16 protein-coding genes are annotated in these 19,985 nt (G+C 59.8%); 14 read left to right on the top strand and 2 right to left on the bottom strand.

Annotation, left to right across the window (positions count from 1 at the left end):
- Positions 1-57: 57 nt before the first annotated feature.
- Both ACR0I8_RS13200 and ACR0I8_RS13195 read right to left on the bottom strand, forming a co-directional pair.
- Complete coding sequence (locus ACR0I8_RS13200; RefSeq protein WP_170689055.1) at positions 58-768, bottom strand: aspartate/glutamate racemase family protein; 711 nt, start codon at positions 766-768, stop codon at positions 58-60.
- A gap of 73 nt (positions 769-841) precedes the next feature.
- Positions 842-1,768 (bottom strand): LysR family transcriptional regulator, encoded by a 927-nt coding sequence (locus tag ACR0I8_RS13195; RefSeq protein WP_170689054.1) that lies wholly within the window; start codon positions 1,766-1,768, stop codon positions 842-844.
- A gap of 91 nt (positions 1,769-1,859) precedes the next feature.
- Between ACR0I8_RS13195 and ACR0I8_RS13190 the strand changes: the two genes are divergently transcribed.
- From ACR0I8_RS13190 to ACR0I8_RS13125, 14 genes are all read left to right on the top strand, one after another.
- The gene (locus ACR0I8_RS13190) at positions 1,860-2,993 is read left to right on the top strand and encodes an enolase C-terminal domain-like protein (protein WP_170689053.1); all 1,134 of its coding nucleotides are present in this window, start codon (positions 1,860-1,862) and stop codon (positions 2,991-2,993) included.
- Positions 2,990-4,240: an NAD(P)/FAD-dependent oxidoreductase gene (locus tag ACR0I8_RS13185; protein ID WP_170689052.1), complete on the top strand. Its 1,251-nt coding sequence runs from the start codon at positions 2,990-2,992 to the stop codon at positions 4,238-4,240. The genes ACR0I8_RS13190 and ACR0I8_RS13185 overlap by 4 nt, the downstream gene beginning before the upstream one ends.
- 50 nt (positions 4,241-4,290) lie before the next feature.
- Complete coding sequence (locus ACR0I8_RS13180; RefSeq protein WP_170689051.1) at positions 4,291-5,271, top strand: TRAP transporter substrate-binding protein; 981 nt, start codon at positions 4,291-4,293, stop codon at positions 5,269-5,271.
- A gap of 79 nt (positions 5,272-5,350) precedes the next feature.
- Positions 5,351-5,875 carry a TRAP transporter small permease gene (locus tag ACR0I8_RS13175; RefSeq protein ID WP_419738744.1) on the top strand — a complete coding sequence of 175 codons (525 nt, stop codon included), beginning with the start codon at positions 5,351-5,353 and terminating at the stop codon, positions 5,873-5,875.
- Positions 5,876-5,879: 4 nt separating this feature from the next.
- Positions 5,880-7,193, top strand: coding sequence for a TRAP transporter large permease subunit (locus ACR0I8_RS13170; RefSeq protein ID WP_170378567.1), 1,314 nt, complete (start codon positions 5,880-5,882; stop codon positions 7,191-7,193).
- Positions 7,194-7,199: 6 nt separating this feature from the next.
- Entirely contained in the window at positions 7,200-8,132 is a 933-nt protein-coding gene (locus tag ACR0I8_RS13165; RefSeq protein WP_170689050.1) for a hypothetical protein, read from the top strand.
- Positions 8,133-8,280: 148 nt separating this feature from the next.
- Complete coding sequence (locus ACR0I8_RS13160) at positions 8,281-8,865, top strand: ANTAR domain-containing protein (protein WP_170689049.1); 585 nt, start codon at positions 8,281-8,283, stop codon at positions 8,863-8,865.
- Positions 8,862-10,031: an ABC transporter substrate-binding protein gene (locus ACR0I8_RS13155; RefSeq protein ID WP_170378570.1), complete on the top strand. Its 1,170-nt coding sequence runs from the start codon at positions 8,862-8,864 to the stop codon at positions 10,029-10,031. Before ACR0I8_RS13160 ends, ACR0I8_RS13155 begins: the two co-directional genes overlap by 4 nt.
- Before the next feature lie 270 nt (positions 10,032-10,301).
- A complete protein-coding gene (locus ACR0I8_RS13150) occupies positions 10,302-11,666 on the top strand; it encodes a CmpA/NrtA family ABC transporter substrate-binding protein (RefSeq protein ID WP_170689048.1) in 1,365 nt (454 codons plus the stop codon).
- Between the two features lie 71 nt (positions 11,667-11,737).
- Positions 11,738-12,820 carry an ABC transporter permease gene (locus ACR0I8_RS13145; RefSeq protein ID WP_170378572.1) on the top strand — a complete coding sequence of 361 codons (1,083 nt, stop codon included), beginning with the start codon at positions 11,738-11,740 and terminating at the stop codon, positions 12,818-12,820.
- A 5-nt stretch (positions 12,821-12,825) separates the two neighbouring features.
- Positions 12,826-14,505 (top strand): ABC transporter ATP-binding protein, encoded by a 1,680-nt coding sequence (locus ACR0I8_RS13140; RefSeq protein ID WP_170689047.1) that lies wholly within the window; start codon positions 12,826-12,828, stop codon positions 14,503-14,505.
- A 4-nt stretch (positions 14,506-14,509) separates the two neighbouring features.
- Entirely contained in the window at positions 14,510-16,945 is a 2,436-nt protein-coding gene (nirB, locus tag ACR0I8_RS13135; RefSeq protein ID WP_170689046.1) for a nitrite reductase large subunit NirB, read from the top strand.
- Complete coding sequence (gene nirD / locus ACR0I8_RS13130) at positions 16,942-17,274, top strand: nitrite reductase small subunit NirD (protein ID WP_170689045.1); 333 nt, start codon at positions 16,942-16,944, stop codon at positions 17,272-17,274. The genes nirB and nirD overlap by 4 nt, the downstream gene beginning before the upstream one ends.
- Positions 17,274-19,913, top strand: a complete 2,640-nt coding sequence (locus tag ACR0I8_RS13125; RefSeq protein ID WP_170689044.1) for a nitrate reductase — start codon at positions 17,274-17,276, stop codon at positions 19,911-19,913. Before nirD ends, ACR0I8_RS13125 begins: the two co-directional genes overlap by 1 nt.
- Positions 19,914-19,985: the final 72 nt, after the last annotated feature.

Raw genomic sequence — 19,985 nt, 5'->3', positions numbered from 1 at the left:
TTCTGTCTTATGCATTGTTATTATTTAATTTTCCCAACCGAGTGCCGTACCGCGTTTTCAGAACCTTGGCGGCAAAAGACCGGAATGGAACCACGTCACAAAGCTGACAATCGAGAAAACAGGCAACCCCGTCGCACTTTGAATATCGGCCGCATAGGGGCACATATTGGTGCATTCCAGAACGATTGCGCCAAGCTCAGGGTGGTTTTTTTGCAGCCGCAAAGCCGCCTCGACATTGTCAGCGCGCGCCTTTTCGACATTCAGAGACTCCTCATTCTCCAGAATTGCGCGCGTGAATTCCTGCCCCCCTTCCGTCGTTCCGATCGGCGTTCCTTCGGGCACCTGTGCTTTTCGCAAATGATCCTCGGTCAGGGTCGAGGCCGAGATGGTCAGGACCCCAGCACGCTTTCCAGCTGGGAGGGTGCGATTGACCATCTCAACCTGCATCAACGACGAGGTCACGACTGGAACCGGAACGGCCTCGGACAATTCTTGCTGGAACAAGGACAGAAAACCGCAATTCGTGGTGATGCCGTCCGCGCCATCGCGAACAAGGTCACGGGCTGCATCGACAAACGCGCTCAACATGCCCTCGGCCCCACGCCTCACAACAAGGTCAGGCGAGGCATCGCGCACGATCCGATACAGCACCGGAAACGGCCAGGTCGTCGCGTTGCCCATGTCGCCCGGAATGCGCGGAAACCGCGCGTCGAGCATCAAAATACCCACCGACGCTCCGTAGATGGATTTCCCCCCCTGTGCGATCATCTGCCCTCCTCCTGCGTTCTGAGCGTCGAATTCGCCCGACAGTTTCACATCCTCATGCGACTTGCCAACAGCGTTATCCGCTCGTCTGCCGTTCGTCAGGTACCACGCCCTCGGCAAAGGTCTCAATCGAGGTCATCAACTGCGCCAGAAACGCCTGCCCAATGGCGGAGAGCGGGCGGCCTTTGGCGGTGATGACCGCAAGATCCAGCATCACAGGCGGCTGAAACTGCCGGGTTCGATAGCCGTCCTCGCCATCGAATGAGACGGTAAACGGGTCGATTAGGGCTACACCCATGCCCTCCTTGACGAAGCTGAGCAGGTTTTCCGACAAATGCGTGTGGATCTTTGTCCGCCAATCGCACCCGGCCTTCTGGAATACCTCGCGCGTCCGGCGGTGGGTTTGATGCTCCGGCCCCATCACTATGAAGGGCTCCTTTTCAAGCAGTTCCGGCGTCAGGACCTCATGCGCGGCCAGAGGGCTGTTTTCGGGAAACGTCGCCAGCGTTTCAAACCGAAAAACCTTTGCATTTAGGGTATCGTGCAGAATGGGCATCTCGACAATGCCGATCTCGAACAGGCCCGACGTCACCCATTCCTGAATCTTCGACGAATATTGCGATTGAAAACTGACCGACAGATTGGGGCGGGATTGCGAGAATCGCGCAATCTCGCGCGGCATGAAGCCGAAGGACAGCATGTGCGGGGCGGCGACCTGCAATTGGCCGGGGTGTTTGTTCTGCAAATCCGTAACCGCCTGCGCCACGTGATCCAGCCCGCGCACCACGGTATCGACCTCACGATAAAGAAGCTCGGCCTCGGGCGTTGGCAGCAAGCGTCCTTTAGTGCGTTCGAACAATGGCAATCGCGCCTCGCGCTCTAGCTGAGACAGAAGATTGCTTATACCCGGCTGCGAAATGCCAAGCACTGACGCGGCGCCAGTGACTGTCCCGGTCTCCATGATCGCGTGAAAAGCCTGTAACTGACGAAATCTGAGGGACATTAGATCATCATTTTTCCTGATAGTATAAGCAAGATATAGTATTTGAAATGATATTCTGGTCAAGGCAGGCTGCGTCCTGACCGGAGGTGGGATGTCTGATCTACAACAGAAAATTACGGGCTATGATCTGTGGCACCTTGCGCTGCCGGTGACATCGCGTCGGGATCACGGCATCGGCTCCGTCGAAGGAGTCTGCGAGGTCGTCATCCTCAGACTGACCGCTGAGGACGGCACACAGGGGTTTGGTGAGGCCTCGCCCTGGTCGGTGTTTACCGGCACGCCCGAGGCCACGTTTGCCGCGCTGGACCGCTATCTGCGCCCGCTGGTTTTAGGCGCGCGCCTGTCCGACCGGGCCGCGATCATGGCCCAGGCCGCTTATGCAGTCGCCCATTGCACCGAGGCCAAAGCCGCGTTGGAGGCCGCTCTACTGGACCTGACTGGCCGCATCTCCTCACTGCCGGTTTGGGCCTTGCTGGGCGGCAAGTGCCGTGATGCGATCCCGCTGAGCTGCTCCATCGCCAATCCTGATTTCGCGCAGGATATCGACCTGATGGCGCGATTGCATGATGACGACGTTCGCATCGTGAAACTCAAGACAGGGTTCAAGGATCATGCGTTCGACATCATGCGGCTTGAATATCTGGCCCAGAACCACCCCGAGATGGCCGTCCGCGTGGACTATAATCAGGGGCTGAGCATCGAGGACGCCCCGGCGCAGGTGCGCGACGTGGCCCAGTTTCAACCCGACTTCATCGAACAACCGGTACGGGCGCAGCACTTTGGCATGATGGCCCAGCTGAAGCAGATGATCGACGTCCCTCTGCTGGCCGATGAAAGCGTCTTTGGCCCCGAGGACATGGAGCGCGCAGCAAACGAAGGGATCTGCGATGGCGTTTCGATCAAGATCATGAAGTCTGGCGGTCTGACACGGGGTCAAACGGTCGCCCGCATGGCCGCCGCCCATGGGTTGAGCGCCTATGGCGGCGACATGTTCGAAGCAGGCTTGGCCCATCTGGCCGGTACCCACATGATCGCCGCAACGCCCGAGATCACATTGGGCTGTGAGTTCTATCAGGCCAGCTATTTTCTGAAAGAAGATATCCTCGAAACCCCTTTCGAGGTGCGGAACGGTCAAGTCATCGTGCCAGACGACCCCGGACTGGGCGGCAAGCCGGATCTGGCCAAGCTCAACCACTATGCGGTCGAAAAATCGGGGGCAGCATGAGCGACAAGAAAACCATTGCCATCATTGGCGCCGGGATTGTCGGCGTCTCGGCCGCGGTCTGGCTGCAGCGGGATGGACATGATGTAATCCTGATTGACAAAGCAGGACCTGCCGAGGGGACGTCTCATGGCAATGGCGGGGTACTTGCCTCCTGCTCAATCGTTCCGGTGACAGTGCCGGGCCTGCTAGGCAAAGCCCCTCGCATGCTGTTCAGCCCATCTGAGCCGCTGTTCATGAAATGGGGTTACCTCCCCAAGCTTGTGCCTTGGCTGACCCGTTATCTGAGCCATGCAAAAGCCCACGAGGTAGACCGGATCGCCGCCGCCCTGACTCCGATCATTGGCGACAGTTTGAACGACCACAAGGCCCTAGCCGAAGGGACAGGGGCGGAGAAATGGCTGCTCCCGTCGGACTATCTGTTCCTTTACCGCGACCGGGCTCATTTCGAAGGGGACGCCTTTGGGTGGGGCATCCGGCGCAAGCATGGGTTTCACTGGGATGAGCTCGAAGGGCAGGCCTTGCATGACTATGACCCTGTCTTCAGTCGCGACATCTCATTTGCGACCCGGCTGGCGGATCACGGCCATATCAGAGATCCGGGCCGCTATGTGAAAGACCTTGCCGCCCATGTTGAGGCCAATGGCGGGCGCATTCTGCGCGCCGAGGTTGAGGATGTCATACGTGAAGCAGGCAAAGTCACCGGCGTGCGCGCGGGCGGCGAGACCATCTCCTGCGACACGGCCATCGTCAGCGCGGGCGTCTGGTCCGGGCCTTTGGCCAAACGGCTGGGCATCACGGTCCCGCTGGAAAGCGAGCGCGGCTACCATCTGGAACTGGTTGAACCATCGGCCATGCCCCGCAGCCCGGTCATGGTGGCCTCCGGTAAATTTGTTGCCACACCGATGGATGGGCGCATACGGTTGGCGGGTATTGTCGAATTTGGCGGGCTGGACGCTCCGCCCTCACGCGCGCCGTTTGAATTGCTGCGCAAGAACGCCCGAGCAGCCCTGCCCGGCGTGACATGGAAGGAGGAAATTGAATGGATGGGGCACCGACCGGCCCCTGCGGACTCGATCCCGATCATCGGTGAGGTTCCCGGTATTTCCGGTGCCTATATGGGCTTTGGCCACCACCATATCGGCCTGACCGGCGGCCCAAAAACCGGCCGTTTGCTGGCTCAGATGATCGCAGGGCGCACGCCAAACACCGATACCAGCGTCTACGCGCCAGCACGGTTCGCAACATGAATAAATTGGCTCAAAAGGCCAGTCCAACGCATAACAATAGGGAGACTATCATGAAGAAACTCACCAGCCTTCTTGCGGCAACCGCATTGACCGCCGCAGCGGCCGCCCCCGCCGTGGCCGAGAAATGGGACATGCCGATGGCCTATTCGGCCTCGAATTTCCATTCGGCCACGGGTGCTGAATTCGCCAAATGTGTAACAACCGGAACCGGCGGCGAGATTGAGATCGTGACCCACCCCTCGGGTTCTCTGTTCAAAGGCGCCGATATCAAGCGCGCGATCCAGACCGGGCAGGCCCCGATTGGCGAGCGCCTGTTGTCCGGACACCAGAACGAAAATGCGCTGTTCGGCTTCGACTCGATCCCCTTCCTTGCCACGTCCTTTGACGACAGCGCCAAGCTGTGGGAAGCGGCCAAGCCCTCGATCGAGAGCCTGCTGGCCGAGCAAAACCTGACGCTGCTTTACGCCGTGCCTTGGCCGCCGCAGGGACTGTATTTCAAGAATGAGGTGAACTCGGTCGCCGATATGAAGGGCATCAAGTTCCGCTCCTACAACAACGCCACCTCGCGTCTGGCCGAGTTGACGGGCATGCTGCCGGTGACGATTGAAGCCGCCGAGATCAGCCAGGCCTTTGCTACCGGTGTGGCGGACTCGATGGTGTCCTCCGGGTCGACCGGCTATGACCGCAAGGTCTGGGAAAGCCTGAACTATTTCTACGAAGTCGACGCCTGGCTGCCGCGCAACTACGTGATGGTCAATTCGGACGTCTGGTCGGGTGTGTCTGACGCCAACAAGAACGTCATCAAAGCCTGCGCGGAACTGGCCGAATATGCCGGCAACTGGCGTGCCAAGGAATATACCGGCTTCACACTGCAGGGTCTGCGCGATGGTGGCATGACCGTTGGCCCGGCCTCTGACCAGATGGTGGGTGAGCTAAAAGAAATCGGCGTCACCATGACCAATGAATGGCTTGAGGCTGCAGGCGACGAGGGCAAAGCCATCGTCGATGCGTTCAACGCCGCGCAGCAATAACGCCAAATCGGGCGGCAGGTCCTTCTGCCGCCCGCACCATCTCAAAAAAAGCAAACCAAGCGGGGACAGTATGGCGGTTATGCGTGGGCTTCGGTCCGTTCTGGATTTCATTTATCAGGCCGCAGGCGTTCTGGCTGCACTGAGCCTGATCGCCATATTGCTGCTGATCGTGGTGCAGATGCTGGCCCGCTGGACCGGAGAGGTCTTTCCCGGCGCGCCCGACTATGCCGGCTACGCCATGGCGGCCGCGTCCTTTCTGGCTTTCGCCAATGCACTGAACCGAGGCAGCCATATCCGTGTGTCCATCCTGTTGAACGCTGTTCCAGACGGGTTCAGGCGTGTTCTGGAAATCTGGTGTTTCGCCATCGGCACAGCGGTCATGTGGTATTTCTGCTGGTACGCCTACCGCTTTGTCTATTGGAGTTGGAAATTCAACGATGTCAGTCAGGGGCAGGACAGAACTGCCCTGTGGATTCCTCAATCCGCCATGCTGATCGGCGCCGTGATCCTCGCGATCGCACTAACCGACCATCTGCTCCACGTGCTGTTCAAGGGGGATCACCGCATTACCCCCGATCTGGCCGACCAAAGCCAGGGGGAATGAGCGCATGGAAAACCTGTCGATCATAATCCTGTTCATCTTCGTCCTCTTCACCCTGCTGGGCACCGGCGTTTGGGTCGGCCTTGCCCTGATGGGCGTCGCCTGGGTCGGGATGGAGCTGTTCACGACCCGCCCCGTCGGCGATGTCATGATAACCACGATCTGGTCCGCGTCCTCGTCCTGGACCCTGACCGCCCTGCCGATGTTCATCTGGATGGGGGAAATCCTGTATCGAACGCGACTATCCGAGGATATGTTCAAAGGGCTTTCGCCATGGATGGCCCCTCTTCCCGGCGGGTTGGTGCATACCAATATCGTCGGGTGCACGGTATTCGCTGCGGTTTCCGGCTCATCCGCTGCCACGCTGACCACCGTGGGCAAGATGTCGATCCCGGAACTGCGCAAGCGCAACTACCCCGAACGCATGATCATCGGCACTCTGACCGGAGCGGCTACTTTGGGCCTGATGATCCCACCCTCACTGACGCTGATCGTCTATGGTGTCACCATCAATGAATCCATCACCAAACTGTTCTTTGCCGGCATCTTGCCCGGCCTCGTTCTGGCCGCGATGTTCATGGGCTATGTCGCGATCTATTCGAAACTTGGTAAGGACTGGCAGCCCAACGTCGAAGCCAAGCTGAGCTTCCGCGAAAAAATCCACAACTCTCGGTTCCTGCTACCGGTGATACTGCTGATCACGGTGGTGATTGGCTCGATGTATCTGGGCTATGCCACTGCGACCGAAGCCGCCGCCTTTGGCGTGATCGGAGGGCTGTTGCTGGCCGCCGGTCAAGGCTCGCTCAACTGGAAGACCTTCACCGAAAGCTTGATGGGCGCAACGCGCACCAGCGCGATGATTGCCCTGATCCTTGCAGGCGCGGCCTTCCTGTCGTTGTCGATGGGCTTCACTGGCCTGCCCCGAGGCCTCGCCGACCTCATTGCCGGGTGGGAACTGACACGGTTCGAGCTGCTGATGGTGCTGCTGGTATTCTACATCATTCTGGGATGTTTTCTGGATGGTATCTCCTCAGTCGTGCTGACCATGGCCGTGGTCGAGCCGATGATCCGCGATGCGGGCATTGACCTGATCTGGTTCGGCATCTTCATCGTCGTTGTCGTCGAGATGGCGCAGATCACGCCGCCCATTGGGTTCAACCTGTTCGTGATGCAGGGCATGACCAACCACGAGATGAGCTATATCGCCCGCGCCGCCATTCCGATGTTCCTGATCATGGTGCTGATGGTATTTGTTCTGATCTGGTTCCCTGAGCTGGCCACTTGGCTGCCCGAGAACCTGCGCCAGAGCCCCGGCGAGTAGCGCCACTTGAACCCGCTACATCTGGCGGCCCGCAATGGCCCCATTGTACTGGTCGCGGGGCTGGTTGCCGGTCTGCTCTTGCCCAGCCTCGCCGAACCGATGCGCCCGCTGTTGCCGCCGCTCGTCATGGTGCTTCTGTTCGTGACCGTCCTGAGGATGGAGCCAAAAACACTCATTGGCTCGCTGTCAGACCTGCGCAGCGTGATCCGCACGATTGCAGCACTGCAACTTGCGGTGCCGCTGACGCTTCTGGCCATTGGATACACGGCTGGCTGGATGAGTTCGCCGATCTTCCTGTCACTGCTCATCGTCGCCGCAGCGCCCTCGATTTCCGGCAGCCCGAACATGTGCCTTATGATGGGTCACCCGGCGGAACACGCAGTGCGGCTGGTGGTGGTGGGAACCGCGCTTTTGCCCCTGACGGCGCTGCCCGTCTTCTGGCTCATGCCAGAGCTAGAGGATATTCGCGCCGTCACCGGTGCCTCGGCCCACTTGTTCCTGACCATCGCCATTGCGGCCTCCGCCGCGATCGTCTTGCGCCTGACTGTCCTCAGAAACCCGTCCGCGTCCACGCTCAGCAATCTTGAAGGGCTGGGCGCGATCACATTGGCTGTCTTTGTCATTGGCCTGATGCCATCGCTCAGCGCGACGGCACTGGAGGCCCCCCGCATCGCGCTGTTCTGGGTCGCTTTTGCCTGCGTGATCAACTTTGGCGCTCAGGCCGTGATGTTCAGCCTGTTGCGCAGGCGCGGCCCACCAGCACAAGCGACGGCTATTTCTTTGATCGCAGGCAATCGCAATATTGCCCTGTTCTTTGTTGCTTTGCCGCCCGAGGTCATTGCGCCGATCATGGTCTTTATAGGGGCCTACCAGATTCCGATGTACCTGACCCCGACTCTGATGCGGCGACTGTATCGAACGAACGCGTTTGACCCCTAGGCAATCCCAATAGCTGCGCCCTGTGATTGCCTGAAGAATACGCACTCAGACGTTGTTCGCCCAAAAATTGATCTACACTTGTGGTCCCTTTGCAAGCGCAGCAATCGATCTGTTGCCAACCCCATGCAGCGCGCCCAACTGACTCCGTATGAGCCAGAACCTGACAGTTGTTGTCGTAGAACAAAACCAAGACCGGGCCTTTGCCATCGTGGATGCGCTGAAGGAGTCCGGCGATGTCGATGTATTCGTGATCGGAAACGCCTCGGGACTGGCACGTAAAATTGCCACTCACAGCCCCGATATCGTCCTGATTGATATCGACAACCCGTCGCGCGACATGCTCGAGGAATTAACGGTCGCGACCGGCCCACTGGAGCGTCCCGTCGCCATGTTTGTGTCCGGAGCAGCCGGAGGGTTGGCGAAAGCCGCTGTTGAGGCGGGTGTCTCGGCCTATGTGGTCGACGGCCTTCAGGCCGAGCGGATCAAGCCGGTGATCGACACGGCCATCGCTCGGTTTCAGGTCCTGCGCCAGATGCGGACGGAACTGGCTGAAACTCGCCGCGCATTGGACGAACGCAAGGTGATCGACCGCGCCAAAGGCTTGTTGATGAAAGCCAAAGGCGTGCCCGAGGATGAGGCCTATGCCCTGCTCCGCAAAACCGCGATGAACCAGAACCGCAGGGTGGCCGAGGTTGCCGAGGCGCTGGTTACGGCCTCGGGGTTGTTGTCATGAGGACCGTCACCCTTCCCGTGGCCTACATGCCGCTGGTCGATGCCGCCCCATTAATTGTCGCGCGCGAAATGGGGTTCGACCATGCCGAGGGCGTTTCGCTGGATCTGCGCCCTGCCCCATCCTGGTCGTCCCTGCGCGACATGCTGGCCTTTGGACATGTCGATGCAGCGCATCTGCTTTCTCCGGTGCCGGTTGCCATGGCCTTGGGACTGGGCGGCATCGCAACGCCGCTTTCGGCCGTGTCGGTGCTTTCGATGAATGGAACCGTGATTGGAATTGGCACGCAATTGGCCGGGCGGCTAGCACATCAGGGATATGGTTTTGATTTCGCCGATGCCGCCAAAGCCGGCGCAGCATTGGCAAAAGCCGCCGGAGACGTTCTGGTCTTTGGTGTGCCCTTCCCTTTCTCGATGCATGTCGAACTGCTGCGCTACTGGGTGGCGGGAACCCCGCTGGCCTCGAAAAAGGTGGAAATCCGAACCGTACCGCCGCCATTGATGGCGCAGGCGCTCGCAGGAGGAGAAATCGACGCCTTCTGCGTGGGTGAGCCCTGGGGATCCTTCGCGGTCGACGACAATGTCGCTACCCTACTTCTACCGGGCCAGGCGATCTGGACCTGCGCGCCGGAAAAGGTGCTGGCCGTGCGCAACGACTGGGCCGAGACCGAGCCGCATCTCCTCGGCAGTCTGATGCGGGCCGTCTGGCGCGCCGGGCGTTGGCTATCAAGTGAAGACAGCCGCACAACCGCGTCCGAGATGCTGTCCCGCAAATCCTATCTCAACGTCTCGCCCGAACTGATCGACCGCGCCCTGATGGGAGAGTTCACGATCTCTGCCCGCGGCGAACAGCGCCATCTTGAGGGGTTCGTCGAGTTCTTTGATGGGGCCGCCACCTTCCCATGGCGCAGCCAGGCGAAATGGATTGCGCATCAATTGGCCCTGCGAAACGGGCTGGATGTCACAACCGCCGAGCGTCAGGCCGCCAAGGTCTTTCGCAGCGATCTTTATCGTCGTGAACTGCAAGGGCTGGGCGTGGAATCACCAGGCGCCTCGGAAAAGCTGGAGGGCGCACTACCCACTTCTACCGCTGTGGCCTCAACCCATGGCAGCCTGATTCTACCCCCGAATGTCTTTTTCGACCGGCGCATTTTCGAGCCGACCGCCTAAGATTGCCTAATTTTTTTGCAGTGCAGCATTCGATAGTGCTGCATTGCAGAAAAAGTACCTCTGAAATGCCAAAAAAGGATGACGACCCAAACCCGACAAGGCTTAATCGGGTCAACGGCAGGCAACGACGCCCACCGTAAGAATTCGCCCGCCGAAATGGGCATCCACTAAGAGCAGAGCCGCTCGACCACCCGCCAATCCTCCCGGCGGTGTGTGTCGGCGGCTTTTTTGTTTGCCCAAAGCGATTGGGCTGAACCGAAAGGGAACGAGATGAAAAAGCTACTTCTGGGCCTTGTTGCGTCTACCGCGCTTGCCTCTCCGGCATTGGCCGAGCTGGAACTGGAAAAAGACGAGCTGACCTTTGGCTTTATCAAACTGACGGATATGGCCCCGTTGGCCGTCGCCTACGAACAGGGCTACTTCCTCGAAGAGGGTCTGTTCGTGACGTTGGAAGCGCAAGCCAACTGGAAAGTGCTGCTGGACGGCGTGATCGGCGGGCAGCTGGACGGCGCGCATATGCTGGCGGGTCAGCCTTTGGCGGCGACCATCGGATACGGGACCGAAGCCCATATCATCACGCCTTTCTCGATGGACCTGAACGGCAATGGCATCACCGTCTCGAACGAGATTTGGGAAGAAATGAAGCCCAATATCCCAAAGATGGATGACGGTCGCCCGCAGCACCCGATTAGTGCTGAGGCCTTGGCACCGGTCGTTGAGAAATACAAGTCCGAAGGCAAGCCGTTCAACATGGGCATGGTCTTCCCAGTTTCGACCCATAACTACGAGCTGCGCTACTGGCTAGCCGCTGGTGGTCTGCATCCGGGGTATTACAGCCCCGAAAACGTGACCGGTCAGATCGGCGCGGACGTCTTTCTATCTGTGACGCCTCCGCCGCAAATGCCCGCCACTTTGGAGGCCGGTACGATCTATGGCTATTGCGTGGGCGAGCCGTGGAACCAACAGGCCGTTTTCAAAGGCATCGGTGTTCCCGTCATCACCGACTATGAGCTGTGGAAGAACAACCCTGAAAAGGTCTTCGGCATCACAGCCGAGTTCGCCGAAGAGTACCCAAACACCACTCTGGCCGTGACCAAGGCGCTGATCCGCGCGGCACAGTGGCTGGATGAAAACGACAACGCCAATCGCCCCGAGGCGGTCGAGATCCTCAGCCGCCCGGAATATGTGGGCGCGGATTATGACGTCATCGCCAACTCGATGACCGGCACGTTCGAATATGAAAAAGGCGACAAACGCGAGGTTCCCGATTTCAACGTGTTCTTCCGCTACAATGCGACCTACCCGTTCTACTCGGACGCGGTTTGGTACCTGACCCAGATGCGCCGCTGGGGTCAGATCGCCGAGGCCAAGCCCGACAGCTGGTATGACGAAGTCGCCAAGTCGGTCTACAAGCCCGAGATCTACCTTGAGGCCGCGCGCTTGCTGGTCGACGAAGGGCTGGCGAACGAGGCTGATTTCCCGTGGGACAGCGACGGCTACAAAGCACCGACTCCGGCCGAAGATATCATCGACGGCATCGCTTATGACGGCCGCACTCCCAACGCCTATCTCGAAAGCCTCTCCATCGGTTTGAAAGACGGTCAGACGATCGTCGGCTCGGACGTGCAAGGCTAATCCCGAAAACCTGCGCCCGGCCTCGTCGGGCGCGGACCCCAAAGTGCCCCGCCATCGCAAGGACACATCAGATGACAACGGTCGATCCCGAATTCAACGCAGACGCCGCCCGCGAGGAACGTCGCGCCCGCCTTTTCACCCGCATCAACGCAGCCGACAAGTGGTTCCAGGTGTTGGGCCTCAGCTGGGCTACGCCCGTCCTAAAGGCCGCCGCAGGAGACAACCCACGCGCCCAGATGACCGAGATTTGGCGATTGTTGATCGTTCCCCTGCTGTCGATCTGTGCCTTTCTGCTGCTCTGGGCCACGCTGGCCCCGAAAGTACAGACTTCGCTTGGTGCGGTCCCCGGACCCGCGCAGGTTTGGAGCGAAATGGTCAGCCTGAACGAAGACGCACAGGCCAAGGCCGCCAAGCGCGCCAAATTCGAAGCGATGGTCGAAAAGCGCAACCAAAAGTTCATTGATGCCGGTCAGCCCGAAAAGGTGAAGGAAGTCGCCTTTACCGGGGCGCCCTCCTACTACCAGCAAATCTGGACCTCGATCAAAACGGTGTTTTTCGGCTTTCTCATCGCCACAGTGGTCGCCGTGCCGCTTGGCATTGCCGCCGGTCTGTCTCCGACCGCCAATGCTGCGCTGAACCCGCTGATCCAGATCTTCAAACCGGTGTCTCCGCTGGCCTGGTTGCCGATCGTCACCATGATCGTCTCAGCCGTTTACGTCACAAATGACGGCTGGTTCGCCAAGTCTTTCCTGATCTCTGCGATAACCGTCACCCTGTGTTCGCTGTGGCCCACGCTGATCAATACATCGCTGGGTGTAGCCTCCATCGACAAGGACCTAGTGAATGTCTCCAAGGTGTTGAAAATGAACACCTATACCAAGATCACCAAACTGGTGCTGCCCTCTGCCCTGCCGCTGATCTTCACAGGCCTGCGCCTGTCGCTGGGCGTCGGCTGGATGGTTCTGATCGCCGCGGAAATGCTGGCGCAGAACCCCGGTCTGGGCAAGTTTGTCTGGGATGAGTTCCAGAATGGCTCGTCCAGCTCGCTCGCCAAGATCATGGTCGCAGTATTCACCATCGGCATCATCGGCTTCCTGCTGGATCGCGTGATGTACGCGCTTCAATCCTTGTTTACCTTCACAAACAACCGGTGATCGAGATGAGCATTCTGAGCTTCAAGAACGCCTCGAAATCCTTCGGTGAAGGCACCGCACGCACCGATGTGCTGAAAGGCATCGACCTTAACGTGCAAGAGGGTGAGTTTCTGGTGATCCTCGGCTTCTCGGGCACTGGCAAGACGACCCTGATCAACCTGATGGCCGGTCTGGATACGCCAACCAAGGGCGAGGTCACGTTCAAAGGTACTCCGATCAAGGGGCCGGGCCCTGAGCGTGGCGTGATCTTCCAGAACTACTCGCTGATGCCATGGCTGACGGTCAGCGGCAATGTAGGCCTGGCGGTGGATACGGTCTTCCCCGGCCTCAGCAAGGCCGAAAAAGCCGAGAAAGTCGCGCATTATGTGAAGATGGTGGGTCTCAGCCATGCCGCGGCGCGCCGCCCTGCAGAACTGTCCGGCGGGATGCGCCAACGGGTCAACGTGGCGCGCGCCTTGTCGATGAACCCCGAAGTTCTGCTGCTGGATGAGCCTTTGTCGGCGCTGGACGCGCTCACCCGCGCCAATCTGGCCGATGAGATCGAACACATCTGGGAAGCCGACAAGAAGACCTGCGTTCTGATCACCAATGACGTGGATGAGGCGATCATTCTGGCCGACCGGATCATTGCATTGAACCCCGATGGGACCCTGGGGCAGGAGTTTCGCGTTTCGATCCCCCGCCCACGAGAACGGGGTGCGATGAACAACGACGAAACCTTCAAACGCCTCCGCGCCAACGTCACCAAATACCTGATGGATGTAGGAATCGAGGCCAAGGTCGAAGGCTCTCGTATCCTGCCGGATGTCACCCCGATCCATGGCGTACCGACGGCGGTGGCCGAGGCGCAAAAGGGGATGATCGAGAACCGCTTCCTCGACTTCTCGCAATTGCACAAGGTGTATCCGACGCCCAAAGGCCCTTTGACTGTGGTCGAGGATTTCGACCTGAAGATCGACAAGGGTGAGTTCATCTCGCTGATCGGCCATTCGGGCTGCGGCAAATCCACGGTTCTGACCATGGCCGCCGGGCTGAACGAAATCTCGAAAGGTGCAATCAAGCTGGATGGCCGCCATGTCGAAGGGGCCGACCCCGAACGCGCGGTGGTGTTCCAATCGCCAAACCTGTTCCCGTGGCTCAGCGCCAAGGAAAACGTCGCGATAGGCGTTGATAAGGTTTACCCCAAGGCCAGCATGGCCGAGCGGCAGGACGTGGTCGAATACTATCTGGAGCGGGTCGGTCTGGCTGATGCGATGGACAAATCCGCAAGCGATCTGTCGAACGGGATGAAGCAGCGCGTCGGCATTGCCCGCGCTTTTGCCCTGTCTCCCAAACTGCTGTTGTTGGATGAGCCCTTTGGGATGCTCGACAGCCTCACACGCTGGGAATTGCAGGAAGTCCTGATGGAGGTCTGGTCCCGCACCAAGGTCACCGCGATCTGTGTGACTCATGACGTGGATGAGGCGATCCTACTGGCCGATCGCGTGGTGATGATGACCAACGGCCCGCAAGCAACCATCGGCAAGATCACCAAAGTCGACCTGCCGCGTCCGCGCACCCGCAAGGCACTGTTGGAGCACCCGGACTACTACGCCTACCGGCAAGAGGTCCTCGATTTCCTCGAAGAATATGAACACGGCGCCAAGCCAAAAACACCGGCCCCCAAGGCGATTGCAGCGGAGTGAGATCATGAAGCAAAGACTTGTTGTCATTGGCGCAGGGATGGCCTCGGGTCGGGTGCTGGAACACCTGACCGACGCCGCGCCCGATGCGTTCGACATCACCCTGTTCAACGCCGAGCCGCGCGGGAACTACAACCGCATCATGCTCAGCCCAGTCCTGTCGGGCGAGAAGACCTATGAAGAGATCGTCACCCATGACGACGCTTGGTATGCCCAGCGCGGCATCTCCTGCCGTTTTGGCGAGCAGGTTGCCAAGATCGACCGTGAGATGAAGGTGGTCGAGGGTGAGAACGGCCACGTTCCCTACGACAAGCTGGTGATCGCGACAGGGTCGAACCCTTTCATCATCCCTCTGCCGGGGTATGATCTGGAGGGTGTGATTGCCTACCGTGATCTGGAAGATACGCAGCGGATGATGGGCATGGGGCCCGACAACAAGGTGGTCGTGATCGGTGGCGGCTTACTGGGGCTTGAGGCCGCTGCGGGCATGGCGGCGCATGGCGTGGACGTGACGGTGGTGCATATCATGGGCCACCTGATGGAGCGTCAGTTGGACGAAGCCGCAGGCTATCTGCTGAAAAAGTCGCTGGAAGACAAAGGCATCAAGATTTGCCTGCAGGCGAACTCCGAAGAAATCCTCGGGCAAGACGGCAAAGTCCGCGCGCTGCTTCTGGACGACGGAACCGAATTGCCCTGTGACCTGTTGGTCATGGCCGTGGGGATCCGCCCGAACACGGCGCTGGCGCAAGAGGCCGGTCTGGCCACCGGGCGCGGTATCCATGTGGATGACCAGATGCTGACCTCGGACCCGGATGTCTACGCCGTGGGCGAATGCGTCGAACATGACGGGGCGGTCTTTGGCCTTGTCGCGCCGCTCTATGATCAGGCGAAAGTGGCCGCTCAGGCTCTATTGGACGAAGAAGCTGCTTTTGTTCAGAAAACCCTCTCGACCAAGTTGAAGGTCACCGGCTGCGATTTGTTCAGCGCGGGAGATTTCGCGGACGGGCCGGGACGAGAAGATATCGTGTTTCGCGACCCCTCGCGCGGGGTCTACAAACGCCTTGTGATCAAAGAGGATAGCCTGATTGGTGCTGTTATGTATGGCGACACTGCCGATGGCAGCTGGTTCTTCGGGCTGATCAAGGACGGCACCAGTATCGAAGACATGCGCGAGACGCTGATATTCGGGCCCGCCTATCAGGGGGGCGACACTGCGGACCCTCTTTCAGCCGTTGCAGCATTGCCGCCTGAGGCGGAGATTTGCGGCTGCAACGGCGTATGCAAAGGTGACATTGTCGAAGCGATCAACGCGGGTTCCAGCGATCTGGGCGCCGTGCGTACTAGCACCAAGGCCAGCGCCTCGTGCGGGACATGTACGGGGCTGGTTGAGCAAGTTTTGCAGGTCACTCTGGGTGATGAGTTCCAAATGCCAACGGCGCAACCGATCTGCGGCTGCACCGACCTGACCCACGAGGTCGTGCGCCGACTGATTAAAGGGCAGGAGTTGAAAAGCCAGGCCGCCGTTTGGCAAGAACTGGGTTGGACAACGCCGAATGGCTGCCATTTCTGCCGTCCGGCGATCAATTATTACCTGCTGGCCGACTGGCCTCTGGAATATCAAGACGACCCGCAAAGCCGCTTCGTCAACGAACGCAAGCACGCCAACATCCAGAAAGACGGCACTTTCAGCGTTGTCCCGCGTATGTGGGGAGGCATCACCACCCCCGAAGAATTGCGTGCCATCGCGGATGCGGCGGACAAATACGACGTGCCCACGGTGAAAGTCACCGGCGGTCAGCGCATCGACTTGTTGGGTGTGAAAGGTGAAGATCTGCCCGCCATCTGGTCGGATCTGAACCAGGCTGGTCTGGTCTCTGGCCACGCCTATTCCAAAGGGCTGCGTACCGTAAAAACCTGCGTCGGCACCGATCATTGCCGCTTTGGCACGCAAGACAGCACCGGCCTTGGCATCAAGCTCGAGAAAATCCTGTGGGGCTCCTGGACCCCGCACAAGCTGAAATTGGCGGTGTCAGGTTGCCCGCGCAACTGCGCTGAGGCGACCTGCAAGGATATCGGTGTGGTCTGCGTGGACTCAGGGTACCAGATCAGCATCGGCGGGGCCGCCGGTATGGACGTCAAAGAGACCGAGCTGCTGTGTCAGGTTCCAACCGAAGACGAAGCGATTGAGGTAGTGATGGCCGTCACTCAGGCTTATCGAGAAGGCGGCAAGTATCTGGATCGCTTGTATAAATGGTTAGGCAAGGTGGGCATGGACTGGGTCAAGGCTCAGGTCGTGGACGATCGGGAGAACCGCGCCGCTCTGGTCGAACGGTTCGAACTGTCCCAAAGCATCTACCGCAAAGACCCCTGGGCGGAACACGTCAAGGACAAGGCGCAGACCTATGCGCCGATCGCAGATTTCACACTGGAGGCCGCTGAATGAGCTGGATCGACATCGGACATATCGACGACATCCCCCTGCGTGGCGCGCGTTTGGTGAAAACGCATATCGGCTGTATCGCGGTCTTCCGCACCGCCGAGGCCGAAGTCTTCGCCGCCACCAACAGCTGCCCCCACAAAGGCGGGCCGCTGTCCGAAGGGATCGTGCATGGGCAATCGGTCACCTGCCCCCTGCACAACTGGGTTTTCGACCTGAACACCGGCCAGGCACAGGGCGCTGACGAGGGGCAGATCGCCACCTATCCAGTGCGTCTCGAAGGCGGGCGTATCTTGTTGGATGCCAGCACAGTCTCTCACCGGAGCGCCGCCTGATGGACGGCACTGGCCTGCCCGAGGTCCGCTCGACCTGCGCTTATTGCGGGGTCGGCTGTGGCGTCCTGCTGCGCCCCGACGGGGCCGGAGGGCTGGCTGTACGTGGTGACCCGGACCACCCGGCCAATCATGGTCGGCTCTGTTCCAAGGGTTTGGCTTTGGGTGAGACCGTTGGCTTGGACCACCGGCTGCGAAACCCGCGCGCGTTTGGTCAGGATGTCGGCTGGGACTACGCCCTTCAACTGGTCGCTGATCGGTTCTCAGCGGCGATCAAGGCGCACGGGCCGGACAGTGTTGCCTTCTACGTCTCGGGGCAATTGCTGACCGAGGACTACTATGTCGCCAACAAGCTGATGAAGGGATTCATCGGTTCAGCGAATATCGACACCAATTCGCGGCTCTGCATGGCGTCCACCGTCGCCGGGCACAAACGCGCTTTTGGCACCGATACCGTGCCCGGAACCTATGAGGATCTGGATCAGGCCGATCTGGTTGTTCTTGTCGGATCGAACCTCGCTTGGTGCCATCCGGTTCTCTATCAACGGCTCATGGCGGCACGTCAAGCGCGTGGGACCCGGATCATTGTGATCGACCCGCGCAGAACGGCAAGTTGCGATCAGGCCGATCTGCATCTACCGCTGGCACCGGGCGGCGACGTGGCCGTGTTCAACCATCTGCTTGGCCGCATTCACGAAACCGGACAGGTCGACGCGGGTTTTCTGAGCCATACGACAGGGTTCACGGACGCACTGGCCGCTGCGCAAAAGGACGACCCAAGGGCGACAGGTCTGGATCAAAAAAACCTCGACGCCTTCTGTGACATGTGGATCGGGACCGAGCGCGTGGTCACGATCTTCAGCCAGGGTGTCAATCAATCCTCGAGCGGGACGGATAAGGTCAACGCGATCCTGAATTGCCATCTGGCCGCGGGCCGAATCGGTCGACCCGGCATGGGGCCGTTTTCCGTCACTGGGCAGCCGAACGCCATGGGTGGGAGAGAAGTCGGTGGCCTAGCCAATATGCTAGCCTGTCATCTGGACATCGAAAACGAAAGCCACCGCACGGCGGTTCAGAAGTTCTGGGCCGCACCAAATATGCCCAAGAAACCGGGGCTGAAAGCCGTCGACCTGTTTCGAGAGATCGAGAGGGGGCAGATCAAGGCCCTCTGGGTGATCCATACCAACCCCGCCGTCACCATGCCCGAGGCCGACCGGGTGCAGGCTGCCATCAAAGCCTGTCCCTTCACGGTTGTCAGCGATCTGACCGAACACACAGACACAGCCCGCGTCGCAGATGTCGTGTTGCCCGCAGCAGGATGGGCAGAGAAGAGCGGCACCGTCACCAACTCGGACCGCACGATCAGCCGCCAGCGCGCCGTCCTGACCCCTCCGGGCAATGCGCGGGCCGATTGGGATATCCTCGCCGAAGTGGGCCGCCGTATGGGGTGGCAAGAGGCATTCGACTATACCTCGCCCGCGCAGATTTTCCGCGAATACGCTGCCCTGTCATTGGTGGCCAAACCCTTTGGGCGCGATTTCGACATCTCCGGATATTCTGACCTGTCGGACGAGGACTATGCTGAACTTCAGCCAACCCGCTGGCCGGTGACGCCTGACGGCACTGGAGGGAGGTTCTTTGGCGACGGGCAGTTCTTCCACCCTGACGGCAAAGCCCGCCTGATCGCGGTCAGCCACAGACCGCCCGAGGCGAAGGCCTCGGACCGCTACCCGTTCCTTCTGAACACCGGGCGTACACGGGACCAATGGCACACCATGACCCGCACTGGCCTGTCACCACGCCTGTCGTCGCACCTTGCTGAGCCTTTCATTGAGGTTCACCCGGATGATGCGGATCGTCTCGGGCTAGACCCCGACAGCTTGGTCGAGGTCAAAAGCGCGGTCGGGGCATGTATCTTCCGACTAAAGACATCCGATGCCGTCGCGCCCGGACAGGTGTTCGCGCCGATCCACTGGACGGGTGAAACAGCCCCCTCGGCCCGTGTCGATGCATTGATACCCGGCGTTACTGACCCGGTATCAGGCCAACCCGAAAGCAAAGCCGCCGCTGTGTCCCTGCAACCCATGAAGGCGGGTTGGTACGGTTTTGCAGTCTCCGCGACACCTCCGTCACCGTCGGCAGAGTATCGGGCAACGGCGAAAACCGAAAACGGCTACAGAACAGAGCTGGCGGGCTATGAGATGCCCTCCGACTGGGAGAAGACGGCCCGAGACTGGTTCCAACTACCGGACGCCCTGTCCACATCGGTCGAAGACCACAAGCGAGGGTCGTTCAGGATAGCACTGTCAGACGGTCCGCGCGTTCTTGCCGTTCTCTATGTATCTCGAGAACCTGTGACCTTAATGAGGGAGTATCTTGCAACCCTGCCCGATGCCGAACCTCATCATCTCCTGTCCGGACGATCCGCAAACGGCGTCGAGGATGGCGGGCCGATCGTCTGCTCCTGTTTTGGGGTCGGACTTAATACGATCGTCCGGGCCATCGGCACCCAGAACATCGGTGATGTCGATGAAATCGGCAGGCTCTTGCAGGCGGGCACTAACTGTGGATCATGCCGCCCGGAACTGTCAGGATTGCTCGACAAGCATTCGGTCCCGGTTTTGCAGGACGTCGAACTTTAGGCGCGGGATCTATTCTGGGTCCTCAGATGCCGCCAAATTCCGGGCACGCAGATCGGCATGTTTGGCGCATGG

The organism is Ruegeria sp. BG9, assembly GCF_056538305.1.
Note: the sequence above shows the minus strand (reverse complement) of the source record. Positions and strands in the feature narration are given on the sequence as shown.